Source organism: Lysobacter gummosus, from assembly GCF_001442805.1.
In the GTDB taxonomy this organism is placed as follows: domain Bacteria; phylum Pseudomonadota; class Gammaproteobacteria; order Xanthomonadales; family Xanthomonadaceae; genus Lysobacter; species Lysobacter gummosus.
On the sequence record NZ_CP011131.1, the window covers coordinates 1879337 to 1906053 of the forward strand.

Annotated in this window: 26 protein-coding genes; 18 read left to right on the plus strand and 8 right to left on the minus strand. The window is 68.8% G+C overall.

Features of this window, described 5'->3' with window-relative positions:
• Nucleotides 1–191 precede the first annotated feature (191 nt).
• From dnaX to LG3211_RS07835, 5 genes are all read left to right on the plus strand, one after another.
• Complete coding sequence (gene dnaX / locus LG3211_RS26760) at nucleotides 192–2645, plus strand: DNA polymerase III subunit gamma/tau (RefSeq protein ID WP_057942341.1); 2454 nt, start codon at nucleotides 192–194, stop codon at nucleotides 2643–2645.
• Nucleotides 2646–2799: 154 nt separating this feature from the next.
• Nucleotides 2800–3120 (plus strand): YbaB/EbfC family nucleoid-associated protein, encoded by a 321-nt coding sequence (locus LG3211_RS07820; protein ID WP_057942342.1) that lies wholly within the window; start codon nucleotides 2800–2802, stop codon nucleotides 3118–3120.
• A 25-nt stretch (nucleotides 3121–3145) separates the two neighbouring features.
• Nucleotides 3146–3379: a hypothetical protein gene (locus LG3211_RS07825; RefSeq protein WP_057942343.1), complete on the plus strand. Its 234-nt coding sequence runs from the start codon at nucleotides 3146–3148 to the stop codon at nucleotides 3377–3379.
• Between the two features lie 37 nt (nucleotides 3380–3416).
• Nucleotides 3417–4013 (plus strand): recombination mediator RecR, encoded by a 597-nt coding sequence (gene recR / locus LG3211_RS07830; protein ID WP_057942344.1) that lies wholly within the window; start codon nucleotides 3417–3419, stop codon nucleotides 4011–4013.
• 121 nt (nucleotides 4014–4134) lie between these two features.
• Entirely contained in the window at nucleotides 4135–4488 is a 354-nt protein-coding gene (locus LG3211_RS07835; RefSeq protein ID WP_057942345.1) for a histidine triad nucleotide-binding protein, read from the plus strand.
• A 300-nt stretch (nucleotides 4489–4788) separates the two neighbouring features.
• Here LG3211_RS07835 and LG3211_RS07840 read toward each other — a convergent pair whose 3' ends face one another.
• From LG3211_RS07840 to LG3211_RS07855, 4 genes are read right to left on the minus strand one after another with little or no spacing between them, the layout of a single operon-like run.
• The gene (locus LG3211_RS07840; RefSeq protein WP_057942346.1) at nucleotides 4789–5274 is read right to left on the minus strand and encodes a Slp family lipoprotein; all 486 of its coding nucleotides are present in this window, start codon (nucleotides 5272–5274) and stop codon (nucleotides 4789–4791) included.
• The gene (locus LG3211_RS07845) at nucleotides 5271–7277 is read right to left on the minus strand and encodes a transglutaminase TgpA family protein (RefSeq protein ID WP_057942347.1); all 2007 of its coding nucleotides are present in this window, start codon (nucleotides 7275–7277) and stop codon (nucleotides 5271–5273) included. The genes LG3211_RS07840 and LG3211_RS07845 overlap by 4 nt, the downstream gene beginning before the upstream one ends.
• Entirely contained in the window at nucleotides 7270–8238 is a 969-nt protein-coding gene (locus tag LG3211_RS07850) for a DUF58 domain-containing protein (RefSeq protein ID WP_425479966.1), read from the minus strand. The genes LG3211_RS07845 and LG3211_RS07850 overlap by 8 nt, the downstream gene beginning before the upstream one ends.
• 59 nt (nucleotides 8239–8297) lie before the next feature.
• On the minus strand, nucleotides 8298–9281 hold the full coding sequence (locus LG3211_RS07855) for an AAA family ATPase (protein WP_083512383.1): 984 nt from the start codon (nucleotides 9279–9281) through the stop codon (nucleotides 8298–8300).
• A 304-nt stretch (nucleotides 9282–9585) separates the two neighbouring features.
• Here LG3211_RS07855 and LG3211_RS07860 point away from each other — a divergent pair, with 304 nt between their 5' ends.
• On the plus strand, nucleotides 9586–11454 hold the full coding sequence (locus LG3211_RS07860) for an ArnT family glycosyltransferase (protein ID WP_057942348.1): 1869 nt from the start codon (nucleotides 9586–9588) through the stop codon (nucleotides 11452–11454).
• Between the two features lie 190 nt (nucleotides 11455–11644).
• On the opposite strand, the gene LG3211_RS07865 is transcribed toward LG3211_RS07860, so the two are convergent.
• Together LG3211_RS07865 and LG3211_RS07870 are read right to left on the minus strand one after the other, a co-directional pair.
• Complete coding sequence (locus tag LG3211_RS07865) at nucleotides 11645–12223, minus strand: Maf family protein (RefSeq protein WP_057942349.1); 579 nt, start codon at nucleotides 12221–12223, stop codon at nucleotides 11645–11647.
• Between the two features lie 126 nt (nucleotides 12224–12349).
• The gene (locus LG3211_RS07870; RefSeq protein WP_057942350.1) at nucleotides 12350–12712 is read right to left on the minus strand and encodes a hypothetical protein; all 363 of its coding nucleotides are present in this window, start codon (nucleotides 12710–12712) and stop codon (nucleotides 12350–12352) included.
• A 127-nt stretch (nucleotides 12713–12839) separates the two neighbouring features.
• On the opposite strand from LG3211_RS07870, the gene LG3211_RS07875 reads away from it, so the two are divergent.
• From LG3211_RS07875 to fabD, 4 genes are all read left to right on the plus strand, one after another.
• Nucleotides 12840–13364 (plus strand): YceD family protein, encoded by a 525-nt coding sequence (locus LG3211_RS07875; RefSeq protein WP_057942351.1) that lies wholly within the window; start codon nucleotides 12840–12842, stop codon nucleotides 13362–13364.
• A 115-nt stretch (nucleotides 13365–13479) separates the two neighbouring features.
• Nucleotides 13480–13677 carry a 50S ribosomal protein L32 gene (rpmF, locus tag LG3211_RS07880; RefSeq protein ID WP_057942352.1) on the plus strand — a complete coding sequence of 66 codons (198 nt, stop codon included), beginning with the start codon at nucleotides 13480–13482 and terminating at the stop codon, nucleotides 13675–13677.
• Between the two features lie 269 nt (nucleotides 13678–13946).
• Nucleotides 13947–14927 (plus strand): beta-ketoacyl-ACP synthase III, encoded by a 981-nt coding sequence (locus LG3211_RS07885; RefSeq protein WP_057942353.1) that lies wholly within the window; start codon nucleotides 13947–13949, stop codon nucleotides 14925–14927.
• Nucleotides 14928–15496: 569 nt separating this feature from the next.
• Nucleotides 15497–16381 (plus strand): ACP S-malonyltransferase, encoded by an 885-nt coding sequence (gene fabD / locus LG3211_RS07890; protein WP_425479967.1) that lies wholly within the window; start codon nucleotides 15497–15499, stop codon nucleotides 16379–16381.
• A 20-nt stretch (nucleotides 16382–16401) separates the two neighbouring features.
• On the opposite strand, the gene LG3211_RS07895 is transcribed toward fabD, so the two are convergent.
• Nucleotides 16402–17184, minus strand: coding sequence for an SDR family NAD(P)-dependent oxidoreductase (locus LG3211_RS07895; RefSeq protein ID WP_057942355.1), 783 nt, complete (start codon nucleotides 17182–17184; stop codon nucleotides 16402–16404).
• A gap of 422 nt (nucleotides 17185–17606) precedes the next feature.
• On the opposite strand from LG3211_RS07895, the gene fabG reads away from it, so the two are divergent.
• The 8 genes from fabG to LG3211_RS07935 all read left to right on the plus strand — a co-directional run bounded on the left by fabG (nucleotide 17607) and on the right by LG3211_RS07935 (nucleotide 24333).
• Nucleotides 17607–18353: a 3-oxoacyl-ACP reductase FabG gene (gene fabG, locus LG3211_RS07900; protein ID WP_057942356.1), complete on the plus strand. Its 747-nt coding sequence runs from the start codon at nucleotides 17607–17609 to the stop codon at nucleotides 18351–18353.
• 130 nt (nucleotides 18354–18483) lie between these two features.
• Entirely contained in the window at nucleotides 18484–18723 is a 240-nt protein-coding gene (gene acpP, locus LG3211_RS07905; protein WP_031373652.1) for an acyl carrier protein, read from the plus strand.
• A 182-nt stretch (nucleotides 18724–18905) separates the two neighbouring features.
• Nucleotides 18906–20159: a beta-ketoacyl-ACP synthase II gene (gene fabF / locus LG3211_RS07910; protein WP_057942357.1), complete on the plus strand. Its 1254-nt coding sequence runs from the start codon at nucleotides 18906–18908 to the stop codon at nucleotides 20157–20159.
• 126 nt (nucleotides 20160–20285) lie between these two features.
• A complete protein-coding gene (gene pabC, locus LG3211_RS07915) occupies nucleotides 20286–21119 on the plus strand; it encodes an aminodeoxychorismate lyase (RefSeq protein ID WP_237049849.1) in 834 nt (277 codons plus the stop codon).
• Nucleotides 21120–21183: 64 nt separating this feature from the next.
• Entirely contained in the window at nucleotides 21184–22362 is a 1179-nt protein-coding gene (gene mltG / locus LG3211_RS07920) for an endolytic transglycosylase MltG (RefSeq protein WP_237049850.1), read from the plus strand.
• Nucleotides 22359–23006 (plus strand): dTMP kinase, encoded by a 648-nt coding sequence (tmk, locus tag LG3211_RS07925; protein ID WP_057942358.1) that lies wholly within the window; start codon nucleotides 22359–22361, stop codon nucleotides 23004–23006. Before mltG ends, tmk begins: the two co-directional genes overlap by 4 nt.
• Nucleotides 23003–23977: a DNA polymerase III subunit delta' gene (locus LG3211_RS07930; RefSeq protein WP_057942359.1), complete on the plus strand. Its 975-nt coding sequence runs from the start codon at nucleotides 23003–23005 to the stop codon at nucleotides 23975–23977. The genes tmk and LG3211_RS07930 overlap by 4 nt, the downstream gene beginning before the upstream one ends.
• Nucleotides 23974–24333, plus strand: coding sequence for a PilZ domain-containing protein (locus LG3211_RS07935; protein ID WP_057942360.1), 360 nt, complete (start codon nucleotides 23974–23976; stop codon nucleotides 24331–24333). Before LG3211_RS07930 ends, LG3211_RS07935 begins: the two co-directional genes overlap by 4 nt.
• Before the next feature lie 89 nt (nucleotides 24334–24422).
• Here LG3211_RS07935 and LG3211_RS07940 read toward each other — a convergent pair whose 3' ends face one another.
• A complete protein-coding gene (locus LG3211_RS07940) occupies nucleotides 24423–26492 on the minus strand; it encodes a 3-hydroxyacyl-CoA dehydrogenase NAD-binding domain-containing protein (protein WP_057942361.1) in 2070 nt (689 codons plus the stop codon).
• Nucleotides 26493–26717: the final 225 nt, after the last annotated feature.

Consider the following 26717-nt stretch of genomic DNA (forward strand, 5'->3'; position numbering starts at 1 on the left):
ACACCGAGCCCGGCCGCGAGCGTGCCGGCGCGAGGGTGGGGGCATGGCACAATGCCGGGGTTCGTTCGCGAGCGTCCGGCGACCCGCGTCGCCGGCCTCGACCGGTCCCAGGGCGCCTCGCGCCGGCCGGCCCGAACGTTCGCAGCGCGCGAGCGCTGGCCCTCGTCCCGTCCTAACGCCCCAAGGATCCGATGTCCTATCTCGTCCTCGCCCGCAAATGGCGCCCCAAGCGTTTCGCCGAACTGGTCGGGCAGGAACACGTGGTCCGCGCGCTGACCAATGCGCTCAGCACCGGGCGCGTGCACCACGCCTTCCTGTTCACCGGTACACGCGGCGTCGGCAAGACCACGATCGCGCGCATCTTCGCCAAATCGCTGAACTGCGAGCGCGGCACCTCGGCCGACCCCTGCGGCGAGTGCAACGCCTGCCTGGACATCGACGCCGGCCGCTACATCGACCTGCTCGAGATCGACGCCGCCAGCAACACCGGCGTGGACGACGTGCGCGAGGTGATCGACAACGCCCAGTACATGCCCAGCCGCGGTCGGGTGAAGGTCTATCTGATCGACGAAGTGCACATGCTGTCCAAGTCGGCGTTCAACGCGCTGCTCAAGACCCTGGAAGAGCCGCCGGGGCACGTGAAATTCCTGCTCGCGACCACCGACCCGCAGAAATTGCCGGTGACGGTGCTGTCGCGCTGTCTGCAGTTCAACCTCAAGCGCCTGGACGAGCAGCAGATCGCCGGGCAGATGACCCGCATCCTCGCCGCCGAGCAGATTCCGGTCGAGGAATCGGCGATCCGCCAGCTCGCCAAGGCCGCCGACGGCAGCCTGCGCGACGGTCTGTCGCTGCTCGACCAGGCCATCGCCTACGGCGGCGCCGGTGCCGATGCGCCGCTGGAAGGCGCATCGGTCGCCGCGATGCTCGGTTCGGTCGACCGCACCCGGGTCGGGGCGGTGCTGACCGCCCTGGCCGACGGCGACGGCCAGCGCCTGCTCGATGAAGTCGCGACCCTGGCCGAGTTTTCGCCGGACTGGGGCAGCGTGCTGGAAACCGTGGGCGATGCCTTGCACCGCATCCAGGTGCGGCAGCTGGTGCCGGAGGCGGCGATCGAGGCCGACGGCGTGGATGTCGATGCTCTGGCGGCGCAGTTGCGGCCGGAACTGGTCCAGCTTTGGTATCAGATGAGCGTCAACGGCCGCCGCGATCTGCCGCTGGCGCCGAGCCCGCGCGCTGGTTTCGAGATGAGCGTGCTGCGCATGCTCGCGTTCCGTCCGAGCGGGGCAGGCGATGCGCCGGCTACGCCTTCGGGCTCGGGCTCGGGCGCCGCCGCCGGTTCTGGCTCGGGTTCGGGTTCGGGTAGCCGCGGCGAGTCCGCGCGCAGCGCCAGTGCAGCCGCTCAGGCGGCCGCGGCGATGCGCGAGATGGGTGGCGCCGCGTCGCGTCAGGCATCGAGCGAGCCCGCAGCACCGCCGCGCGAGGTCGTCGCACAACCGCCGCCGCGCGAAGTGGCGGTCGCCAAGCCGGCCGCGCCGGCACGGGCGAATCCTTTCGAAGACGACCCGCGCGACGCGCCGCCGTGGCAGATGCCGGCGCCGGCGGCGAAACCGGCCGCCGCGACGCGTGCGAACCCGTTCGAAGACGATCCGCGCGATGCCGCGCCGTCGTCCTTGAAGCCGGCCGCCGCAGTGCCGCCGAACCCGTTCCAGGACGATCCGCGCGACACCGCGCCGGCGCAGCCAGCGCCGAAGCCGGCCGCCGCAGCGCTGTCGAACCCGTTCCAGGACGATCCGCGCGACGCACCGCCGTGGCAGACGCCGCCGCCGAAGCCGGCGGCTGCGGCCGAACCCGCGCGCGCATCGCTCGATCAAGCGCCGCCGCGCGAGCCGCAGACCGATACGCGCAACGCCGCGCCGCGTCGCGAAGCGCCGTTATGGCCCGACGAAGACCCCGTGCGCGAACCGCTGCGCGATCACAACCCCGATCCGGCGCCGCAACGCGCCGCGCCGCCGCTGTCGCTCGATCCCGAGCCGCCGCAGCGCAGCGCCGATGCCGCGCCGCCGGCCCGCAACGGCGCCGATGCCGATCACGCGCGAGCCGCGGCGATGCAGGCACCGGGGCCGGCCCAGGCCGCGCCCATCCAAGCCGAACCCGCGCATCGCGAACCGCCGCGCGACGACATCTTCGGCGCATCCGCGCCGGCCGCGATCACCATGCCGCCGCGCCCCGCCGCGACGGCGAGCGCGGGCGTCGGCATCGCCGACGACATGGCCTGGCACGCGATCGTCGATGCCAGCGGCTTGCGCGGTCCGTCGCGCATCCTCGCCGAACATGCCGGCTTCGTCAGTTATGCCGACGGCGTGCTGACCTTGGCGCTGGGCCCGAACGATGAGCACCTCAAGGCGCCGGCGCTGATCAAGATGGTCGCCGACTCGCTGGCCGCGCGCCTGGGCGTCGCGCCGCAGATCCGCTTCGAGGCGGCCCAGGCCGGCGAATCGCTGCACGCGCGCAACCAGCGCGCCCGCGACCAGCGCCAGGCCAATGCCGAGGACATGTTCATGAACGATCCCGACGTGCGCCGTCTGATCGACGATTACGGCGCCAAGGTCGTGCCCGATTCGATCCGGCCCCTCGACGAGGCCTGACCCCGGGCGGCGGCTTCGAGCCGTGCCCGGCCGGGTTTCGCCGCGTCCGCGCCCTTGCGTGCGGCCGGCTCCGACCCCAACCCATGACTGACATCGCACCGTGGCAGACTCGCGGCGCCACGATCCACCGACCCACAGCAAAGGCAGGACCACCATGCGCGGCAATATCGCCCAACTCATGCAACAAGCGCAGAAGATGCAGGAAAACGTGCAGCGCGCTCAGGAAGAACTGGCCAAGATCGAAGTCACCGGCAGCGCCGGCGGCGGCATGGTCAGCGTGACCGTCACCGGTCGCATGGAGTGCCGCAAGGTGCGTATCGATCCCAGCGTGCTGAGCGACCAGGAAATGGTCGAGGACCTGATCGCCGCGGCCTTCAACGACGCGGTCAACAAGATCAACGCCGAGTCGCAGACCAAGATGTCGGCCGCGACCGCCGGCATGCCGATGCCGCCCGGCATGAAGCTGCCGTTCTGATCCTCTTTCGACCGGACGCTTGCCCATGGGACTTCATTTAGGCATCACCGCCAGCCTGGTCGCCGCGGCCCTGCTGGGCCTGGACCTCTATACGACGTGGGCGATCTGGCGCGAGCCGGATCTGACCGGCATGCAGAAGGCCATCCAGTCGGCGTTCGTGTGGCTGATCCCGCTGCTGGGCGCGATTGTCTGCCTCAACGTGGTGCGGGCGATGAATCGCGAACCGACCGCGCGCAGCAACTTCACGACCTCCGAGTGAGCGCCGCGCCCGCCGCCGCAGCCATGAGGGCGCGCGCATGAGCAGCGCCCTGCTCGAACAACTGATCGACGCGTTCCGGGTATTGCCGGGCGTGGGGCAGAAGTCGGCGCAACGCATGGCCTACCACGTGCTCGAACGCGAGCGCGCCGGCGGCCAGCGTCTGGCCGACGCGCTCAGCGAGGCGATCGAGAAGATCGGCCACTGCGCGCGCTGCCGCGATTTCAGCGAAACCGAAGTCTGCTCGACTTGCGCCAGCGCCTCGCGCGACGCGCATCTGCTGTGCGCGGTGGAATCGCCGGCCGATCGCCTGGCGATCGAGCAGGCCACCGGTTATCGCGGCCTGTACTTCATCTTGCAGGGGCGGTTGAGCCCGCTGGACGGGATCGGCCCGCGCGAACTGGGCTTGGACAAACTGGCCGATCGTCTGGCCGAGGGCGAGGTGCAGGAACTGATCGTCGCCACCAATCCCACGGTGGAGGGCGAAGCCACCGCGCATTACCTGGCGCAACTGGCGCGCCAGCACAACGTCAGGCCGAGCCGGCTGGCGCACGGCGTGCCGCTGGGCGGCGAGCTGGAGTACGTGGATCGCGGGACCTTGTCGCATGCCTTCGGCAGCCGCAGCGAGATGGGTTGAGGCCGATCGGCGGGAATCGAGAACCGGGAATGGGGAATCGGGAATCGGTAGCGCGAACAGCGTGGCGATTACGTTGTAGCGTTACGATTGCTTCTTCTCCATTCCTGGTTCCCGGCCCGCCATGACCGACACCACCATCTTCGGCAAGATCATCCGCCGCGAACTGCCGGCCGACATCGTCTACGAAGACGACGAGCTGATCGCGTTCAACGACATCGCCCCGCAAGCGCCGGTGCACGTGCTGTTCGTGCCGAAGACGCCGATCGCCACGCTCAACGATCTGCAGCCCGATCAGGCGGCGATAGTCGGCAAGCTCGCGCACGCGGCCGCCGCGTATGCGCAGCGCAAAGGGTTTGCCGAGGACGGCTATCGCATCGTCATGAACTGCAATGGCCACGGCGGGCAGACGGTGTTCCAGTTGCATCTGCACCTGCTGGCCGGCGCGCCGCTGGGACGATTCGGTACGCCGCGCTGAGTGGCGACATTCACCGCGCACAACGACCGCCACCACAATCCCTCCCAAACCCGTGCTGTTCCCCCCTTTGAAAAAGGGGGGCAGGGGGGATTCGCTTTTGCCGCGGATCACCACGCCTCAACCCAAAGCAAATCCCCCGGCGCAGACGCATCGGCCTGGAACCGGTCGACGCAGGCGCCAGCCCCCTTTTTCAAAGGGGGCGAATTGATCGGCGCGCACCCAAACCAAGAATCCAAAACGACCGAAGGCGCTTTCGCGCCTTCGGTCCATCACTCATGGCGATGACTTATCGCCTGCGGCTCACCACCAGCCCCACCACGGCCACGGCGCCGGGCGTTCGATCACGTCCACCTGCTGGCGCACCGGCCACAGATAGACCACGTCGGCGTCCAGGCGCGGGAAACGGTAGTCGTACTCGCCGATGCGGCGCGATTCGTAACCGGCGATGCGGCCGGTGAAGGTCACCTCGCGGTTCTTCTCGAACAACGCCGGGTCGTAGAAACCGGTACGGCAGGCCAGGAAGCGGCCGCCGGTGTCGTCGGTGGCCCAGTACGGGCGCGCGGAATCGCCCAGGCGGGTCGAGATCATTTCGAAGCAGGTGCGGTTGGCCTGCGGTTCCACATTGACGATACGGCCGCCCCAGCGCACCACCGAGCCGGTGCTGTCGGTGGCGGTCGCGTCGGCCGGGGTGAGGGGCGAAAACGCCCCCTGCAGCGGTTGGGGCGCCGAGACGCAAGCGCTGAGCAGCGCTGCGCCGGCGGCTATCAAGGCAAGACGGAGCTTCATCGACGTTCTCCTGTTCGGGCCGGGCGGTGCGCGCGTAGCGCCCGGACCAGTTCGTTGCGCAGTTCTCGGGCCTCGCGCCGCCCGGGTTGGCCATCAGCGTACCGCCAATCGCTGAACTGTTGGCTGAGTTGCAACAGGCTTATGCCCAAATCGGGACGCGCCTTTCCGACACGTTCAGCCCAGGCCAGCGCCGGCTCGTGCGGTTCGCGCTGCAGGCCGAGCTTGCGGTAGCGCCGGCCGAGCGCATGCCAGGCACGCAGGACCGGGTCGCGCTGGCGCTCGCCGCGGCTGCTGAGCCAGACCATCCAGGCGCCGGCGGCGCTGGCGAACAACACGAACAGCGCGATCAGCTTGCCGCTGTCCAGCTTGTCCACGCCGAACGGCTGCAGCAGCCGCTCCTGGCGGCTGGCGTCGAAGCCGAGCACGAAATCGTTCCAGCCGCGGCGGGCCCAGTCGCCGAGGTTGAACAACGGCGTCGCCGCGCCGATCCCGCCGAACATGCCGCCCGCGCCCGGCGTGCGGTCGGCCAGGGTGTCGTAGATGCGCTCGGGCGCGACCGCCGCGGTCGGATCGACCCGCACCCAGCCGCGTCCCCGCAGCCAGACCTCGGCCCAGGCGTGCGCGTCGGAACGGCGCACCAGCCAGTAGCCGCCGACCGGGTTGTAGTAGCCGCCGGCGTAACCGGTGACCACCCGCGCGGGAATGCCGGCGGCGCGCATCAGCACCACGAACGAGGAACTGAAGTGCTCGCAGAAACCGGCCTTCTGATCGAACAGGAACTCGTCCACCGAATCGCGGCCGAGCAGCGGCGTGCTCAGGGTGTAGGCGAATTCGCGATGGATCATCGTCATCGCCCGATCGACGATGGCGGCATCGTTGGCGCCGGCCTCGGCGCGCCAGCGCTGCGCCAGCGCCAGCGTGCGCGGGTTGTAGCCGCGCGGCAGATCCAGCGCGGCGCGGCGCAGCACCGAGCGCAGTTGCGGCTCGTACGCGGCCGGCGGCGAAGAACGGATGTGCCAGCGGCTGAGCGCGCTGAGCGGGCGTTGCGCGTAGATGCCGTGATCGAGCGACAACTGCGCGTCGGCCGGCGCGGCCAGCGGCAGGTCGAGGGCGACGAATTGGCGATCGTCGGTGGGTTCGACTTCCAGCTCGTAATCCCACACGGTCTTGGACGGCGTCGTCTCGGCCGCGGGAATGCTGCGGAACCAGCGCGGCTGGGTCCAGGTGCGGCCGTCGAAGTTCCACAGCACCGGCCCGCGCCAGTACATCTGCGAGGTCGGTGGCGCGCGCCCGTTGAAGCGCGCGCGCAAGGTCACCGTCTCGTCGTTCATCAGATCGACCATCTCGCCCGGCGACATCCGGTCCGACAGGCCGGGCCGCGCCAGCGCGCGGTCGGGCACGCCCCACAAGGGCGAGCTCAGGCGCGGGAACAGCCAGAACACCGCCAGCGCCAGCGGCAGGCCGATGCCGATCAGGCGGCCGATCGCGAACAGGCGTTGCCAATGCGTCGGCGACGGCTCGACGGTGCGGCCGGGCGGCGGACGCGACTCGATTTCCGCCAGACGCTGCAAAGTCGCCAGCGAGAACACTGCCGCGGCCATGCCCAGCGCCAGCGACATCGGTCCTTGATCGAGCAGGAAGGTCGCGAACGGGCCGAACAGGGCGAAGCCGATCAGGCTGCGCGCATCGCGCAGGGTGTAGGTCTCCGACGGCTTGAGCGCGAACATCGCCGCGAGCAGGGCGCAGCCGGTGTCGCGGCCGATGGCGAAATGGGTCATCAGCAACACCGCGCCGACCAGCCCGATCACCATCGTCAGCCGCAGCAGCGCCGGCAGCGGCTTGCGCCAGGACAACACGCCCACGCCGATGCCGACGGCGGCGATCGCGATCGCGATCTGCAGCGGCAATTGCAACAGCAGCGGCAACAGGCAGCTCGCGCCGGCCAGCAGCGCCCAGCGCCGCGAAGCCGGTTCCAAAGCGATGGCGGCGCGCGGCTCAGCCATGCGGCATCAGCGCCAGGGCGCGCAGGCAGGCGTGGCGGTGGGCGGCGCCGTTGCCGGGACCGAGCGCGGGCTGGTTCGGCAGGCTCAGGCGATAACGGCAGCCGTCGCGTTCGGCCTCATCGACCCAACGTGCCAGCCGCGAGATGCGCGCTTCCTGGTTGAGGCCGGCCAGGCGATGCCATTCGAGTTCGACATCGGCGCCGAGCGGTTGCTCGTACTCGCGCACCAGCAGCATGTCGCGGCGCGCCGAATGCTTCCACGCGATCGCCCGGCGCGCGTCGCCGGGGCGATACGCGCGCAGGTGATGCACGTCGTCGCCGCTGGGATGCAGCCGGGTCACCGCTTGATCGCCGCCGCCGACCGGCAGCGGCGGGCCCTGCAGTTCCGGCATCGGATAGACCAGCAGCGGCGCTTCCGGCCACACGTGCGACCACGCCCGCGCCAGGCCCAGCGGGCGGGTGGTGGACACGCGCAGCTTGGGCAAGTCGAGCCAGCCGCGTTGATAGGTGGCGATGCGCAGTTCGGCTTCGCCGGCGCCCTGATCCAGATCCAGCCGGGCCGGCTCGGCGCCCAATGCGCCGACATCGTCCACGCGCAGGCCGCGGCGAATGCGATCGGGTGCGGCGCGCGCATGCACGCGCACCAGCAACGGCGTGCCGGCCGGGACCGGTTCGGCGTCGATGGCGACGATGCTGAGCCCGGCCAGTTGCAACTGCGCCGCGATCAGACTGGCCAACCCGGCGCCGCCTAGCAGCAGCGCCAGCAGGAAGGCCGGGTTGTTGTTGTAGTTCAGCGCGCCCATCAGCATCGCCGCCAGCAACGCGCCGTAGAACGCACCGAAACCGGTCGGCAGCACGTAGATGCGGCGGCGGTCGAACCGCGTCGGCAACGGCTCGGGCCGGCGCGGCCGGGTCAGCGACAGCATGCGTGAGCGCATCGCCTGCGCATAACGCGCGCGCAGCGAAGTCGCGGCCGCTGCGCCGTGGGCGTGTGGATCCGGCCGGGCCGCCATCGCCGCGCTCAGTCCACCGCGACCGCGTAGAGGATGGATTTGGCGATGTCCGGCGCGGCATCGGCTTCGGCCACCAGGCGATGCGAGGCGACCGCGGCGAACAAGGCCTGCACGTCCTCGGGCACCACGTGGGCGCGGCCCAGCAGCAATGCGTAGGCGCGCGATGCGCGCAACAGCGCCAGGCCGGCGCGCGGGGACAGGCCCACGCGCACGCCCGGGTGCTTGCGGCTGCGCGCGAGCAGCGCCTGCACGTAGGTGATCAGCGATTCGCCGACATACACCGCATCGACCGCGCGGCGCACCGCCAGCACGTCCTCGCCGCTCAGCACCGGCCGGGTCTGGGCGATCAGATTGCGGCGATCGGCGCCGGCCAGCAGATCGCGCTCGGCGGCTTCGTCCGGATAACCCAACTGCAGGCGCAGCAGGAAGCGGTCGAGCTGCGAATCGGGCAGGGGATAGGTGCCGGACAGATCCACCGGGTTCTGCGTGGCGATCACGAAGAACGGATCGGGCAGGGCATGGGTGCGGCCGTCCACGGTGACCTGATGCTCGGCCATCGCTTCCAGCAGAGCGCTCTGGGTGCGCGGCGGCGCGCGGTTGATTTCGTCCGCCAGCAGCACCTGGGTGAACACCGGGCCGGAGTGGAACTCGAACTGGCGCGAGGTCGGATCGAACACCGACACGCCGACCACGTCGGCCGGCAACAGATCGGAGGTGAACTGCACGCGCTGGAATTCCAGGCCCAAGGTCGCGGCCAGCGCGTGCGCGAGCGTGGTCTTGCCCAGGCCCGGCAGATCCTCGATCAGCAGATGTCCGTCGGAGAACAGCGCGACGAAGGCCAACCGCACCGCCTGCGCCTTGCCCAGCACCAGGCCGTTGACCTGGGCCTGGGCTTGTTCCAGGGCCGCGCGCAGGCCATCGGTTAGGATGCTCGCGTTGAGGTGCGCGCTGCTCGGCGCGGTCTTGCTTGCGATTGTCGGGCCTGCCGTCATCTTGCCTGGATCCTGAGTCTGTAAGGTCGAGCGTGGCTCGCCGCGTGCGTCTGCGGCGATCGCGGCGCAATGCATGTCGGCGCTGCGTGGTTCGCATGATCGCGCGCGGTTCGCGCCGAGACAGCCCGAAGCGCGGCTCGATGCCGGACTTCTGGGATGCGCGTCAACAAACCGTCGCCGGCGGTCGCGCCCGAAAGCGCGTATCGCCATGCGGCAGCGGAAGCGAACGGAGCGCGAACTGCCGCGAACCGATGCCGCCGCGGCGGGTCGAAATCCATCCAGAGTGTAGCGAGGTCGGGTGCCGATGCGGGACAAGGACGAAGCCAGCGCGATGCGCAAGGTGTTCTGGGCGCTGTGGACGCTGGTGTTGCTGCTCAAGCTCGCCGTCGCCGCGAAGCTGCCCTTGTTCGTCGATGAGGCGTTTTACTGGCAGGAAGGCCGTCATCCGGCCGCCGCGTACTCGGACCTGCCCGGACTGACCGCCTGGCTGGCGCGGCTGGGTGTGGAGCTCGGCGGCAATCACACCCTGGCCCTGCGCGCGCCGTTCTTGTTGATCGCCGCGTTGGTGCCGTGGCTGTTGGCGCGCATCGCCGCGCGCGAATTCGGCGAGCGCAGCGGTTGGCTCGCCGGTTGTTACGGTTTGCTGCTGCCGCTGTCGGGCACGCTGGGCGTGCTCGCCTTGCCCGACGCGATGATGGCGCTGGCGACCTTGCTGTGCCTGGACGCGGGCGCGCGGCTGTTGCGCGAGGTCGATGCGCGCAGCGCGGTCGAACTCGCCGCCGGCCTCGCCCTGGGCGCGTTGAGCCATTACCGCTTCATCGCCGTGATCGGAGTCGGCTTCGTCGCGCTGATGCTGCTGCCCGAGGGCCGCCGCGCGCTGCGCGATGTGCGGGTGATCATCGCCGTCGCCATCGGCGCTTCGGCCTGGGCGCCGTTGGTGGCATGGAACATGGACAACGCCGACGCCGGCCTGCGTTTCCAGTTGGTCGAACGGCATCCGTGGTCGTTCCATGTCGATGGCTTGTGGTTCGTCGCGATCCAGGCGCTGCTGGTCACTCCGCTGCTGTTCGCCGCGCTCGCGCTCGCCGGCTGGCGCGGCGCGCGCGATCCCTCGCCGGTGACGCGCTATCTGGCGCTGCTGGGCAGCCTGGTGGTGCTGGGCTTCTTCGTGCTGGGTTTCTTCGCCGACACCGAGCGGGTCAGCTTCCACTGGCCGTTGCCGGGATTCCTCGCGCTGCTGCCGCTGCTGCCGATGGTGTTGGCGCGCTGGCCCGGCTGGGCGCGCGGTCTGACCGCGGGACTGGCCGGCGCGACTTTGCTGGCGATGCTCGGTTACTACGTCGCGGTGTCGATGCCGGAACTGCGCGCGCGCAGCGCCGGCGAGAAATGGTATCCGTCCAATTTCGCCGGCTGGGACGAGCTGGCGCGCAAGGTACGCGCGCGGCAACAGACGATGCCGGCGGGCACGCGCATCGTCGCGGACAATTTCAAGGTCGGCGCCGAGTTGGGTTTTGCCCTGGACGATCCGCGCATCGCCGTGCTCGATCATCCGATCAACCACAAGCACGGCCGCGCGCCGCAGCTGCGGCTGTGGGGATTGCACAGCGCCGGCCGCGCCGACTGGGACGGCAAGCCGGTGCTGTTGGTGGTCGGCGTGACCGAGGTCGAATACAAGAATCTGCTGCAGCGCTATCACGACTTGTGCGCGATGGTCGGGCCGCTGCCGCCGCCGCAGACGATCAACATCGATCACGGCCGCCAGCGCTTCGCCTTGTTCGCCTTCGACGGCAAGCCGCGCGAAGGCGCGTGCACCACGCCGGCAATGGCCTGGATCGATACGCCGGCGGCGGGGAGCAAGATCGGGCGCGAATTCCAGGTCGGCGGCTGGGCGTTCAAGGACGGGGTCGGTTTGCAGCGCGTGGAGGTGATGCTCGACGGCCGTGTCGTCGCCCAGGCCGAGTACGGCGGCGAACTGCCGGGCGTGCGCGAGTACTGGAAACTCGCCGATGGCGGCCGTTCGAGCGATCCGCAGCATCCCAAGGTCGGTTTCACCGCCAAGGTCGCGCTCGACGCCGAGCCGGCAGGCCGACATTGGCTGGGGCTGCGCCTGCATGGGCGCGACGGCAGTGTCGAAGATTGGGCGGAGCAGCCGATCGAAGTGGGGCGGCGCTGAGCGTTGCCCGGTGAAGTTTGCTTTGTGGCTGCGACTGATTTTGTGGGAGGGCGGCTTTTGTGGGAGGGGCTTCAGCCCCGATGCTTTTCGCTCAGCAGTGGTGCCACTGCAGCCACTGACCGAAAAGCATCGGGGCTGCAGCACCTCCTGCAAAAGATTTCGGGGCTGCGCGGGCGTTTTGCCGCAACACTCAGGGCAACGAATACCCCGCCTCACGCAACAACCGCGCCGTCGCGATCAGCGGCAGGCCGATCAACGCCGTCGGATCGCTCGATTCGATCGCATCGAACAACGCGATTCCCAGCCCTTCGGATTTGAAACTGCCGGCGCAGTCGTAAGGCTGCTCGGCATCGACATAGCGTTCGATCTCCGCGCCGCTCAACCGGCGAAAGCGCACGACGGTAATGTCCCGCGCCGTCAGCGGCGCCTGCTCATGCCGCGATACGCACAGGCCGGTCACGAAACGCACTTCGCGGCCCGACATCGCCGCCAGTTGCGCCAGCGCACCGTCACGGCTGCCGGGTTTGCCGATCGGCCGCCCGTCGAACTCGGCGACCTGGTCCGAGCCGATCACCCAGGCCTGCGGATGCTGGGCCGCGACCGCCGCCGCCTTGGCCACGGCCAGGCGCTGGGCCAGGGCGGCCGGGGCCTCGCCGGGCTGCGGGGTTTCGTCCGTGTCCGGCCGCGCGACATCGAACGGCAGGCCCAGCCGGGTCAGCAGTTCGCGGCGGTAGACCGAGGTGGAGGCGAGCAGGAGAGGGGCGGGCATGCGGGAGCTCAAAAGAAGAGGGGGGGCGGCGCGGACGATCCCACCGCCCGGGGCGACGCGCCGGACGGCCCGTCGCGCAGATGGATGGCTATCGCAGTCGTGCAGTCTCAGAGTGCGTCGCGACCATTAGGCCAGCGACGCGGCGCGGGCCTGCTCGATCTTGTTCAGCTGCTGCTCGATCCGGCTGCGGGCGTCGTCGATCGAGGCGCGCACCTCGACCAGCTGGTTCAGGCTGGCGCGGCGGCCGTGGTCGCGCAGCCACAGGCGCTGGCGCAGCATCTCGCGCATGGCGTCGCCGACCGGGTCGCGGCCTTCGTCGCCGGCGACCGCTTCGATTTCGGCGCGGGCCGCACGCAGGCGGGCTTCCAGCGCGTCGGCGGCGTCCAGAACCTCGCGCATCGCCCGCTGGCGCCGCACCGGCAGGTACAACAGCAGGGCCACGGACGACGCCACCAGCACGGCCAGAATCATGAACAGGAGGTTGGTCAAGGTGGGGCTCGACGCGGGAACAATGGCCGGAAGTCTGCACGTCCGGCCCGGCCGGCGGCAAATCCCTGCGCCGGCCGGGGCTTACGGTTTGACAGCGCCCCGCACGGTCTCTAACATTCCGCGGCTTATGTCAGCGCATGTACCACCTGGGCGGGTGCCCGAAGCTTTGGATGCCTGGCGCCTGGTGGCGGCACGGCGCGGTGTGGAAGGCCGTCTGCCGTTGTCGGCCCTGACCCGGTTGCAAGGCGTGCTGCTCGATACGCAGGGCTTCGTGGATTACTCGCTGGATTTCGACAGCGATTCACTGAAAGTCCCCTATGTCGAGCTGAAGATCGACACCGAACTGCCGTTGCTGTGCCAGCGCACGCTGGAACGGTTCCTGTTGCCGGTGCAGATCGTCCAGCGCCTGGGGCTGATCCGCGACGAGGCCGACGAAGCCTCGCTGCCGGAAGGTTACGAGCCGTTGCTGATGCCCGAAGACGGCATGCTGCGGGCCGCGGAACTGGTCGAGGACGAGCTGATCCTCGCCGTGCCGGTGGTGCCGATAGCGCCGGGCAGCGAGGCGGTCGAAGCCGACTGGCCGGCCCCGCAGGCCGAGCTGGACAGCGTCAACCCGTTCGCGGGACTGTCCTCGCTGAAGAAAAAGAACTGACGCAAGTATTCGTTTCACATCGTTCCACTCCGACCTGCAGGCGAGTCAGCAAGCTCCTGCTAATCGGGCTAACGCTATCCACCTCAGGTTTCGACCGCTTTTCCGGAGCAAGATCATGGCTGTTCAGAAGTCCCGCGTTTCCCCGTCCCGCCGCGGCCAGCGCCGCGCCCACGACGCGCTGACCAGCAAGCAGCTGGCCACCGACCCGACCACCGGCGAGACCCACATCCGCCACCACGTGACCGCCGACGGTTACTACCGTGGCAAGAAGGTCATCGACACCAAGTCCTCGACGGTCGCCGACGAAGAGTAAGCCTCTTCCCGCACGCCGCGCCGCGCCCCCGACGGGTGCGCGTCGCCGCCGATCTGGGCCGGAGACGATGCGTCATCGCATCGGGCCGGCACCGATCGGACCGTCCTCACCGGACGCGTCCGCGTGACAACAGACCTGCGGCCGCCGCGGCCTCGTTCCACCGCCAGCTCAGGCTGGCGGTCCTGTTTTCCGGTGGTCCGCGCGGGTCTGCGTCCGATCGAACGACGCCAACCGCTCGGGTCGCCATACGGCAACTCCGCGGAGTGGTGATGACAGATCGGATTTACGCCCGTATTGCGGGTACCGGCAGCTACCTGCCGGAAAAGGTGTTGACCAACGCCGACCTCGCTCAATTCGTCGAAACCAGCGACGAATGGATCGTCAGCCGAACCGGCATTCGCGAGCGTCATGTCGCCGCCGAAGGCGAGACCACGGTCGACCTGGCCTTCCATGCCGCCACGCGCGCGCTTGAAGCCGCCGGTGTGGACGCCTCCGAGATCGACCTGATCGTTTTCGGAACCACCACCCCGGACCTGATTTTCCCGTCCAGCGCCTGCCTGTTGCAGCACCGCCTGGGCGCCAACGGCTGCGCGGCGTTCGACGTCAATGCGGCCTGCTCGGGTTTCGTCTATGCGCTGACCGTCGCGGACAAGTTCATCCGTTCCGGCGCGTCCAAGACCGTGCTCGTGGTCGGCTCGGAAACCCTCACCCGCATGCTCGACTGGAACGACCGCGCGACCTGCGTGTTGTTCGGCGACGGCGCTGGCGCGGTGGTGCTCAAGGCCGACAGCGAAACCGGCATCCTCAGCACTCATCTGCACGCCGACGGCGGCAAGAAAGAGCTGTTGTGGAATCCGGTCGGCGTTTCGGTCGGTTTCAAGCCGGAAGAACACAACGCCGGCGTGAAAGTGCTGATGACCGGCAACGAAGTGTTCAAGTACGCGGTCAAGGCCCTGGACTCGGTGGTCGAAGAGACCCTGGAAGCCAATGGTCTGGATCGTCACGAAATCGACTGGCTGATCCCGCACCAGGCCAACCTGCGCATCATCGAAGCCACGGCCAAGCGCCTGGACATGCCGATGGACCGCGTGATCGTGACCGTGGACCGTCATGGCAACACGTCTTCGGGTTCGGTGCCGCTGGCGCTGGACGAAGCGGTGCGCTCGGGCAAGGTCCAGCGCGGCCAGTTGCTGCTGCTGGAAGCGTTCGGCGGCGGTTTCACCTGGGGCTCGGCGCTGCTGCGCTACTGAGTCCGGCGAGGGCGCCGTGGCGCTCTCGGCGACAGCATCCGGATTCCAGCGAACGGCGGCGAAAGCCGCCGTTTTCGTGTGCGCACGTCGGGCGTCACGCGCGTAATGCGATGCGTGCATGCAGTGGAAGTCGCTGAAAGAGTTCGTGCGCGCGCGAAATCGCGTTGGCTTTGCGCAAGTTGGCAATCGTTGATTGAGCCCGCTCCTGCGTGCCACTCAAGGTGACTTCCTTTGGGGTGGGGTGAGGGTGCTCGGCCGGGGGGGAGGCTCACCTTAAGAGCAAGAGCATTCGCGCCTGCGGCGCTCATCCCTCACCCCGGCCCTCTCCCGCAAGCGGGAGAGGGAGGGCTGCTGCGGGTTGTTGTTGTTGACGCTAGGTCCATGCGCCGGTTCGATTGCTCCATCACCGCTCACGTCACTTTGCGACGCTGCGTGACCCCGTACCGCCGGGTACAGACGATCGCCGCTTTTCGCCCGTATCATTCGCCCTCCACACCGATTCGGCAGCACGCGTGAGCGATCAGCGACTTTCTTTCGTTTTTCCGGGCCAAGGCTCGCAATCGCTGGGCATGCTGGCCGAGTTGTCGGAATTGCATCCGCAAGTCCGCGAGGCGTTCAGCGAAGCCAGCGACGGTGCCGGCGCGGACCTGTGGGCGCTGAGCCAGGGCGGCCCGGAAGAAATGCTCAATCGCACCGAATACACCCAGCCGGCACTGCTCGCGGCCGGCGTGGCGGTGTGGCGCGTGTGGCAGGCCCAAGGCGGCGCGCAGCCGTCGGTGTTGGCCGGTCACAGCCTGGGCGAATACACCGCGCTGGTCGCCGCCGGCGCCTTGTCGCTGCGCGACGGCGCGCATCTGGTGCGCCTGCGCGGCCAGTTGATGCAGGAAGCCGCGCCAGCCGGCGTCGGCGCGATGGCCGCAGTGCTCGGCGCCGAGGACGCGCTGGTCGAGGACATCTGCCAGGCCGTGTCGGGCGCACAAGTCGTCGTGCCGGCCAATTACAACTCGCCGGGCCAGATCGTGATCGGCGGCCATGCCGACGCGGTCGATAAGGCGCTGATCCGCCTGGCCGAGGCCGGCGTGCGCAAGGCGGTCAAGCTCGCCGTCAGCGTGCCTTCGCATACGCCGCTGATGCGCGAAGCCGCCAACCGGTTGGGCGAAGCCATGGCCGGTTTGAACTGGCACGCGCCGGCGCTGCCGGTGGTGCAGAACGTCGATGCCCAGGTCCACGACAGCCTCGAGGCGATCCGCGAGGCGCTGGTGCGCCAGCTGTATCTGCCGGTGCGCTGGACCGGTTGCGTGCAGGCGCTGTCGGCGCGCGGCGTCGAGCGCATCGCCGAATGCGGCCCCGGCAAGGTGTTGTCCGGGTTGGTCAAGCGCATCGACAAGGCCATCGAAGGCCGCGCGATCGGAACGCCGGCGGAATTCGAGAGCGCGCTCGCCGACTGGCGCTGAGCCGCGCGAGCGCGTCGCGTTTATTTCGCCGCGATGCCGCCGTCCACCGGCAAGGTCACGCCGGTGACGCCGTAAGCCTCGTCCGAGCACAGCCACAAGGTGGCGTTGGCGATTTCCTCCGGCTCGGACATGCGCTGCATCGGCGACTGGCCGGCCAGGAAAGACTTCATTTCATCGCTCAGGAAGGCCTTGGTCGCTTCGGTGGCCACCGCCGCCGGAGCCACCACGTTCACCCGGATATGGTCCTTCGCATACTTCACCGCCGCCCATTTGCTCATGTGGATCATGCCGGCCTTGGCGGTGCTGTAGGACAGGCTGGTGAAGTCCACATCGACCACCATGCCGGCGATCGAGCCGGTGTTGACGATGGCGCCGCCGCCCTGCTTGAGCATCTGCCGGATCTGGTACTTCATGCCCAGGAACACGCCGCTGAGATTCAAGGCGATATTGCGGTCCCAGCCCTCTTCCAGGGTGTCGTGAACGCCCGTGCCCAATTCGTCCGGCGCCAGGATGCCGCCGGCGTTGTTGACCGCCACGTCCAGGCGGCCGAAACGCTGCGCGATGTCGGCGACCAGGCGTTCGGACTGGACCGGGTCGGTAACGTCGGACTGGACGAAATGCGCCTGGCCGCCGTGTTCGCGAAGCTGCGCCTCGAAGGCCGGGCCGTGTTCGGCCGACAGATCGGTGAACACCACCATCGCGCCCTCGTGGGCGAAGGCGGTCGAGGTGATCTTGCCGATGCCGGTGGCACCGCCGGTGATCAGCACTACCTTGTTTTCGTAACGTCTGCGACTGGCGGTCATGGCTCGCGCCTCGGAAGGAAGAGTGGGGTGGGGAAGGGCAGCGACGGCGCGCGCGCTAACGGCGGCGCCGATTCGATCATGCTGAACGGCGAGTATTGCGGGGCCGTGGCGCGGTCGTACGCGCCCTGGGTCACGTTGAGCGATGTGTGCGACCAGCGCACAGACCGCCTGCGCGCGCGGTCGTATTCCATCCGTGACACGGCCCGGCGCGGCCCTCCGGGCGGTCCCGCGCGCGCTACTCAACTCCCTTCCCAGCCTGTACGCTTTGCTGCGGTCGCAACATCGTCCGGCCTGGCGCCCTCGCGGCGACGGCCGCGGCGCTGGGCCGACAGCCGTAACCCGACAGGATCGGGGCCCGCCCGATCTCGCGTCCGCGCGCCGTCCCAGCCCGCACCGGAGTATGTTTTGAACGGAGTGAATGCATGAGCACCCCCCCGCTTTCGGGCGAAATCGCCCTGGTGACCGGCGCCAGCCGCGGAATCGGCGCAGCCATCGCCGACGAACTGGCCGCGCAAGGCGCGACCGTGATCGGCACCGCGACCAGCGAGGCCGGCGCTCAGGCCATCGCCGCGCGCCTGGCCGCGCACGGCGGCCACGGACGCGTCGTCGATGTGGCGCAAGCCGCCTCGATCGAGGCGCTGATCGACGGCGTCACGAAGGACATCGGCGCGATCTCGATCCTGGTCAACAACGCCGGCATCACCCGCGACAACTTGCTGATGCGGATGAAGGACGACGACTGGCAGGCCATCCTCGACACCAACCTGAGCAGCGTCTACCGCACCAGCAAGGCGGTGATGCGCACGATGATGAAGGCGCGCAAGGGCCGCATCATCAATATCGCCTCGGTGGTCGGCGTGACCGGCAATGCCGGCCAGGCCAACTACGCCGCGGCCAAGGCCGGCGTTATCGCCTTCAGCAAATCGATGGCGCGCGAGATCGGCAGCCGTGGCGTCACGGTCAATGTCGTGGCGCCCGGTTTCATCGACACCGACATGACCCGCGAGCTGCCCGAGGACGCGAAGAAGGCCATGCTCGACCAGATCGCGCTGGGCCGCTTCGGCGAACCGGCCGACATCGCCCGGGCGGTGGCGTTCCTGGCCAGCCCCGGGGCGGCCTACATCACCGGCGAAACACTCCACGTCAACGGCGGCATGTACATGCCCTGACGCCTTGGCGTAGGCTGGTAAGCGATTGAACCCTAAGGGGTTTCCAACAGGCCGGGGGCCGGCCTCGCGAAACCTCTCGATTCCATTAGACTATTCCATCGAAAAACCCCTCACGGGAGGAGCAACATCCATGAGCAGCATCGAAGAACGCGTCAAGAAGATCGTGGTCGAACAACTCGGCGTCAAGGAAGAAGAAGTCACCAACAACGCTTCGTTCGTCGACGACCTCGGCGCAGATTCGCTCGACACCGTCGAGCTGGTGATGGCACTCGAAGAAGAGTTCGAGTGCGAGATTCCGGATGAAGAAGCCGAGAAGATCACCTCGGTGCAGCAGGCGATCGATTACGTCAAGGCGCACGTCAAGTCGTAAGGCGCCTGAGCGAAGGCCACACGTGCCTGAAACGCGTGTGGTCCTCGCGCGGCAACCGTTGCGCATGCATCGTGACCGATCTATGAGCAACAACTCGGGGCCGCATTGCGGCCCCGTGCTTTTACGGCCGGTCAGTACGCCGGCGTAGCGTACGCAGACGGATTCAACAGAGGTAACGCTGCATGTCCAACCGTTCCTTCAATCGCCGCGTGGTCGTCACCGGCCTCGGCCTGATCTCCCCGCTGGGCAACGATGTCGCCAGCAGCTGGGATGGCATCGTCAACGGCCGCTCGGGCATCGGCCCGATCACTCATTTCGATCCGGCGCTGTTCACCACCCGCATCGCCGGCGAAGTACGCGACTTCGACATCACCCGCTTCGGGGTGAGCACGAAGGACGCGAAGAAGATGGAAGAGTTCATCCATTACGGCGTCGCCGCATCGCTGATGGCGCTGCAGGATGCCGGCATCGTCGTCGACGATTCCAACGCCGAGCGCATCGGCGCGCTGATCGGCTCGGGCATCGGCGGCCTGCTCGGCATCGAAGAGCAGACCATCAAGTACCACGAAGGCGGCCCGCGCAAGATTTCGCCGTTCTACGTGCCCAGCACCATCATCAACATGCTGCCCGGCCAGGTTTCGCTGCTGACCGGCATCAAGGGGCCGAATTTCTCCGCCGTCTCGGCCTGCGCCACGTCCAACCATTCCATCGGCATGGCGATGCGCATGATCCAGTACGGCGATGCCGACGTCATGGTCGCCGGCGGCGCCGAGCGCGGCTCCTCGCCGACCTCGGTCGGCGGCTTCTGCTCGATGAAGGCGATGTCCACGCGCAACGACGATCCTACCCGCGCCTCGCGGCCGTGGGACAAGGAGCGCGACGGCTTCGTGCTCGGCGACGGCGCCGGCATCCTGGTGCTGGAAGAGTACGAGCGCGCCAAGGCGCGCGGCGCGCGCATCTATTGCGAGCTGGCCGGTTTCGGCGCCACCTCCGACGCGTTCCACATGACCGCGCCCAGCGAGAACGGCGAAGGCCCGGCGCGCTGCATGGTCGCCGCGCTCAAGGACGCCGGCATCAATGCCGACGAAGTGGGTTACCTCAACGCGCACGGCACCTCCACGCCGCTCGGCGATCTGGCCGAAACGCTGGCGATCAAGCGCGCGCTGGGCGACCACGCCTACAAGACCATGGTCAGCTCGACCAAGTCGATGACCGGCCACTTGCTTGGCGCGGCCGGCGGCGCCGAGGCGATCTTCTCGGTGTTGGCCCTGCATCACAACATCATCCCGCCGACCATCAACCTGGACGAAGCGGGCGAGGGCTGCGACCTGGATTACGTGCCCAACACCGCGCGCGACGCCAAGGTCGATATCACCGTGTCCAACGGCTTCGGCTTCGGCGGCACCAACGGCACGCTGGTGTTCAAGCGGATCTGACCGCGAGCGCGCAAGACCGGGCCCGCGCCGACTTCGGTCCGCGCGGGCCTTGTCGTTTTTAGCGGCCGCGGGTTTCTCGCGCAACGCGTTTCTACAACCCGCGCGGCAACGCGTAGGATGCCCGCCATGACGACCGCCGCCATGAACCAAGCCCGGGTTTTCCGCGGCGATCAGCGCATCGACGCGCTGTCGCCGTTCGACCGCGGCCACGCCTACGGCGACGGCCTGTTCGAAACCCTGCGCGCGCATCGCGGCCAGCTGCCGTGGTGGGACGCGCATTGGGCGCGGCTGTCGCGCGGCGCCCAGCGCCTGCGCCTGGCGCTGCCCGATCAGGACTGCGTGCGCGAGCAGGCCGCGGCGATGCTCGACGGCGCCGATGCGGTGCTCAAGCTGATCCTCAGCCGCGGCGAAGGCGGGCGCGGCTACGCGCCGCCGGCGCAGGCGCGGCCGATCTGGGTCCTGTCGCGCCACCCGCTGCCGCCGGCGCCGCCGGCCTCGGGGCTGACCCTGCGCTGGTGCGATCTGCGCCTGTCCGAGCAGCCGGCCCTGGCCGGCCTGAAGCACTGCAATCGGCTCGAACAGGTGCTGGCGCGCGCGGAATGGGACGATCCGGCGATCGACGAAGGCCTGCTGCGCGATCGGGCCGGCGAGGTGGTCTGCGCGACTGCGGCCAATGTGTTCGCGTTGATCGACGGGCAGTGGCGCACGCCGCCGCTGGATCGCTGCGGCGTCGCCGGCGTTTGCCGCGAATTCCTGCTCGAGATCGCCCAGGCCCGCGTCGAGCGCCTGAACCCGGAGGATCTGCAACGCGCCGAGGCGATTTTCCTGTGCAACGCCGTGCGCGGTATCCTGCCCGTGGCGCGGCTCGGCGAGCGGCAATGGGCGCCGCATCCGGCCCTGGCCGGGCTGCGGCACCGGCTCGGCGCGGCCCATCCCGCCTTCGTCCCGGTCGCAGACTGAGCCGCCGCCCGCGCGGACGGCGGTCCGCGCCGGCGCGGCGGGTCCGGATCGTTTAGGAGGTTTCGTGGCAGCAAAGGAAAAAGGCCGCAAGCGTGGCTGCGGTTGTCTGATCGTGATCGTGTTGTTGCTGGCGGCGCTGGCCGCGGCCGGTCTGTGGCTGTGGCAGCGCTACGAAAGCTTCGCCAACGCACCGATGAGCGGATTGCAGAGCGGGCAGACCCTGCTGGTCGAACGCGGCGACTCGCTGCCGGTGGTGGTGCGCAAGCTGCGCGCGCTCGGCGTGAACCAGGGCGAAGGCGATCAGGCCGAGCAACTGCAATGGCGCGCGCTGGCCAAGCAGCTCGGCGCGGCCGGGCGCCTGCAGGTCGGCGAGTATTCGTTGGAACCGGGCACCAGCCCGCGCGCGCTGCTGATCGCGATGCGCGACGGCCGGGTCATCAGCCATCGTTTCACCATCGTCGAAGGCTGGAACATGCGCGATCTGCGCGCCGCGCTGGCGCGCGCCACGCCGCTCAAGCAGCGCGTCGGGCAGCTCGACGATTCGGCGCTGATGAAGGAAATCGGCCGCGCCGGCCAGCATCCGGAAGGCCGCTTCCTGCCAGAGACTTACCAGTACACCGGCGGCGACAGCGACGTGGACGTGCTCAAGCGCGCCGCCGACTCGATGGACAAGGCGGTCGCCGCGGCGTGGAAGGCGCGCGACAAGGACAGCGTGCTCAAGAGCCCGGCCGAGCTGCTGATCATGGCGTCGATCGTCGAGAAGGAAACCGGCATTCCCGCCGAGCGTTCGCAGATCGCCGGTCTGTTCGAGCGCCGGCTCAAGCTGGGCATGAAGCTGGAGACCGATCCGACCGTGATCTACGGCATCGGCCCGAGCTACGACGGCAACATTCGCAAGCGCGATCTGCAGACCGACACGCCGTACAACACCTACACCCGCGTCGGCCTGCCGCCGACGCCGATCGCGATGCCGGGCCTGGCCGCGCTCAAGGCGACCGCCAACCCGGCGCCGGGCGATGCGCTGTTCTTCGTCGCCTCCGGCGACGGCAGCGGCCGCAGCCTGTTCGCCGCGACCTACGCCCAGCATCAGGCCAATGTGCGGCTGTATCTGCAGCGCTACCGGCAGAACCAGACTCGCGGCCAACCGGAAGAGGGCAAGGCGGTGCTGGAAGAGGCGGCCGAAGCGTCGCCTGCTTCTGCGCAACCCGCATCCACCCAGCCCGTGCCGGGAGCGGCGCGATGACCTTGTCCACGCCGCCGCGGCTGATCACCCTGGAAGGCGGCGAAGGCGCCGGCAAATCGACCGTGCTGGCCGCCCTGCGCGGCGCGCTCGAAGCGGCCGGCATCGAAGCGGTCTACACCCGCGAGCCCGGCGGCACGCCGCTGGCCGAGCAGATCCGCGGCCTGATGCTCGACACCCATCACGAACCGGCCGTCGCCGAAACCGAACTGCTGCTGGCCTTCGCCGCGCGCGCCCAGCACGTGCGCGCGACGATCCTGCCGGCGCTGCAGCGCGGCGCCTGGGTGGTCAGCGATCGCTTCACCGACGCCAGCTACGCCTATCAGGGCGCCGGCCGCGGCCTGGACCTGGATTTCATCGCCGACCTGGAGCGGCGCGTGGTCGGCATCCGGCCCGCGCTGACCTTGCTGCTGGATGTGCCGGTGGAAGTCGGCCTGCAGCGCATGCGCGGTCGCGGCGCCGCCGATCGCATCGAAGGCGAGCGCAACGACTTCTTCGAACGCGTGCGCCAGGGTTATCGCGATCGCGCCGCGGCCGAGCCGCAGCGTTTCGAAGTGATCGACGCGAGCCAGCCGGCCGACGCGGTCGCAGCGCAAGCCGTCGCGCGTCTGCGCGCGCTGCTTGCGGCCACGGAGGCTGCGCGATGAGCGCCGTGTTCGCGCCCTGGCAGCAACGTATCTACGATCAGGCCAAGGCCTCCATCGGCGCCGGCCGCCTGGGCCACGGCCTGCTGTTCTGCGGCCCGGCGCAGTTGGGCAAGCGCGCGGTCGCCGAGCGTCTGGCTCACGGCCTGCTGTGCCGCGAGCGCAGCGCCCAGGGCGATCCCTGCGGCCGCTGCCGCAGCTGCCTGCTGCTGGCGGCCGGAACCCATCCGGACTATCAACTGGTCAGCTTCGTTCCGAACAAGGAAGGCACGCGGCTGCGCACCGAGATCGTGATCGAGCAGATCCGCAATCTGTCCGAGCGCCTGGCGCTGACGCCGCAATACGGCGGCGCCCAGATCGCGATCATCGATCCGGCCGATTCGATCAATACCGCCGCCTGCAACGCCTTGCTCAAGACCCTGGAAGAGCCGGTGCCGGGTCGTTATCTGTGGCTGGTGAGCTCGCACCCGGCGCGCCTGCCGGCGACGATCCGCAGCCGCTGCCAGCGCCTGGAATTCCGTCTGCCGCAGCCGGAGGAGGCGCTGGCGTGGCTGCAAGCGCAGGGCCATGGCGACGCCGCCACCCGCGAAGCCTTCGACGCCGCGCGCGGACATCCGGGCCTGGCGCACGAATGGTTGAGCGGCGACGGGCTCAAGCTGCGCCGCGAAGTCGCCGCCGATCTGAGCAAGCTAGCGCGCGGCGAGACCTCGGCGCCGGAAGTCGCGCAGCGCTGGACCGGCGACGAGCACGCGGCCCTGCGTCTGCGACACGCGTCGGACATCGCGCTCGCCGAGGCCGCTTCCGGCTTGACCGACCCGGCGCGCGCGCGCAGTCTTGCGACTTGGTTCGATCGCGCCAACCGAACCCGCGACCTGTTGCGAACCACGGTGCGCGCGGATCTGGCGGTAGTGGAATTGTTGATGGCCTGGCGCGCGGACGAAAGCCGCCGCGCCGGGTCAGGGAGCAGGGCATGAATGCAACGGCGGGCGCAGCGCGGCAGGGTATTTTGTCGCTGACGATCAAGGACAAGGCGGCGCTGTACAGCGCGTACATGCCGTTCCTGAAATACGGCGGCATTTTCATCGCCACTCCCAAGCGTTATTTCCTCGGCGACGAGGTCTTCCTGCTGTTGACGTTGCCTGAGTCCACCGAGCGTTTGCCGGTCGCGGGCAAGGTCGTATGGGTGACGCCGACCGGGGCGCAGGGGCATCGCGCGGCGGGTATCGGCGTGCAGTTCGCCGAGACGGCCGAGGGCGACGCGGTCAAGGGGAAGATCGAGGCATTGCTGGCGGGAACGTTGGGAGCGGAGCGGCCTACGCACACGATGTAGTTGAGCGTTTGGTCTCTGGATCAGCCGCTATTTTTGAAAAAAAAGCCGCGCATTGCGCGGCTTTTTCGTTTGCATGAATCCAGCGACGCTTACTTGCGCAAAGCCGGCGAATCCCACCCTTGCCGAGGCGCGAACCGATCCCCATACCGCGCCTGCAATTGCTTCAGCCGGGTCAGCACATTGTCCACCCCGGTCTCGCGCACATACTGGATCGGACCGCCGCGGAACGGAGCGAAACCGGTGCCGAAGATCACGCCGGCATCGAGCAGATCGCCGTCGCTGACCACACCATCGTGCAAGCACGCCACCGCCTCGTTGATCAACGGCAGGATCAGACGGTCTTCGAGATCGTTCGGCGCCTTGTAGTCCTTCGGCAGCTCCGGCTTCTGCGCGCGGCCGTTTTCCCACTTGTACAAGCCCTGACCATCCTTCTTGCCGCGCTTGTTCGGCTCGACGTTGGCCAAGGCGGCCGGGACGCTCAGGCCGAGGAACGGCGCGAGTTCGGCGCCGACGCCGGCGGCGACGTCCAGGCCGACGGTGTCGATCAGTTCGATCGGACCCATCGGCATGCCGAACTTGACCGCGGCCTTGTCGATCGCAGGGCCCGGAATGCCCTCGGCGAAAGCGGTGCCGGCTTCGAGCATGTACGGGAACAGCACGCGGTTGACCAGGAAGCCCGGCGTGCCGGCGACCGGCACCGGCAGCTTGTCGATCGCTTTGCAGAACGCGGCCAGGCGCTGCTCGGTCTCCGGCGCCATCGCGTCGTGACGGATGATTTCCACCAGCGGCATCAACGCCACCGGATTGAAGTAGTGCAGGCCGCCGAACTGGGCCGGGCGCTGGATGTGTTCGCGCAATTCGTCGAGCGGAATCGACGAGGTGTTGGTGGTCAACAACGCGTCGGGCTTCAGGCGCGGCTCGACCTGCGCGTACAGATCGCGCTTGGCCTCGGGCTTTTCGATGATCGCTTCGATGACCAGATCGGCGATGTCGGCGCCGTCGCCGCCCAGATCGCCCTTCAGCCGCGCCGCCACCGCCGGGCGCTTGGCCTCGTCCTTGACCTTCTTGGCGAACAGTTCCTGCGCGCGCTCCAGCGCGGCGTCGATGAAGCGCTGCTCGCGATCGCTCAGGGTGACTTCGAAACCCTTGTAGGCCGACCATGCGGCGATGTCGCCGCCCATCACGCCGGCGCCGACCACATGCACGTTCTTGATCCGGTGATCCTTGCCGCCCTGGCCCTTGAGGCGCTCTTGAAGGAAGAACACGCGAATGAGATTGCGCGCGGTCGGCGTGCCCGACAGCTTCACCACCGACTTGCGCTCGGCCGCGAGCTTGGCCTGGATGCCGCCGCCGGTGCGCTCCCAGGTCGAGATCAGCGCGTACGGCGCGGGGTAGTGATCCTTTTTGGCCTTACGCGCGACCTGCTTGACCAGCATCGGCGCGAGGATCTTGCGCGCGATCCAGGTGTTGGTCGCCCAACCCATGAAGCGCTGCTTGAACGGACGTTCCTCACCGCGCAACGCCAACGCGGCGGCGGTATCGACCAGCACGGCCGGCTCGGCGGTCTTGTCGACCAGGCCGATCGCGCGCGCGGCCGAAGCCGACAGGGCGCGGCCGGTCAGCATCATGTCGAACGCGGCCGGCGCGCCGACCAGACGCGGCAGGCGCACGCTGCCGCCCCAGCCGGGGTAGATGCCCAGCTTCACTTCCGGCAGGCCGATGCGGGTGGACGGATCGGTGCTGGCGACGCGGTAACGGCAGGCCAGCGAGATCTCGGTGCCGCCGCCCATGCAGAAGCCGTGGATGGCCGCGACCGTGGGGCAGGGCAGCTCGGCCAGGCGCTGGAATACTTGTTGGCCGCGACGGATCGCGTCGCCGACCGTGCCCTTCTCGTCGAAGGCCTGGAATTCCTTGATGTCGGCGCCGGCGATGAAGCCGCTGGCCTTGGCCGAGCGCAGCACCAGGCCCTTGGGCGGGTCCAGCGCCAGGCGCTCGAGCAGGCCGTCGAGTTCGATCAGCACTTCCTGTGCGAAGGTGTTGACCGGCGATCCTTCGCGGTCGAAGGACAGCACCAATACGCCGTCCTCGCGCAATTCGGTGTGCCAGTGCCGGGCGCGTAAGCCGTCAAACGCGGGGAGGCCGTCGAGGGCTGCAGTCATGCCGCACCATCCGTTCAGGTATGGAATAGACCGCTATCATCCCGATCTTGTTTCGCTGCCGTCAAATCGGCCGCCGCCGGAGCCGGTTTGGGGCCCGTCCGGCCGGTCCGCCGCGGCATGTGGGACACTTGGCGGTTGCGAGCGGTCGCCGGTGGCCCCATTAATCCTGCGATTGAACTTTTTCCCCGACAGGGTTGTCCCATTGTTCGGCCATGGCCGAGCTGA